Raw genomic sequence first — 268 nt, 5'->3', positions numbered from 1 at the left:
CTCTGTCATTGAGGTGCCATGGGAGGAAGCAAGCCGCTTTGGCATTATGAATACAAATGAGGATATGGATATTGTGGAATTTGATGAGAAGCCGCAATTCCCAAAAAGCAATCTTGCATCCATGGGAATTTACATCTTCAAATGGTCCATCCTTAAGGAATTCCTGGAGATGGATGCGCGGAATCCAGAGTCCAGCAATGACTTCGGCAAGGATGTTATTCCTATGCTGCTGGAGGAGAACAAAAAGCTTGTGGCTTATCCGTTCCAG

1 protein-coding gene is annotated in these 268 nt (G+C 45.1%); it reads left to right on the top strand.

The genetic code is table 11. The features are described 5' to 3' along the window. Positions 1 to 268, top strand: a 268-nt coding sequence (locus WDW90_RS39645; RefSeq protein ID WP_336493062.1) for a sugar phosphate nucleotidyltransferase, incomplete at both ends; no start/stop codon positions are given.

It is taken from the genome of Methylobacterium nigriterrae (assembly GCF_037106235.1).
Taxonomy (GTDB): domain Bacteria; phylum Pseudomonadota; class Alphaproteobacteria; order Rhizobiales; family Beijerinckiaceae; genus Methylobacterium; species Methylobacterium nigriterrae.
Note: the sequence above shows the minus strand (reverse complement) of the source record. Positions and strands in the feature narration are given on the sequence as shown.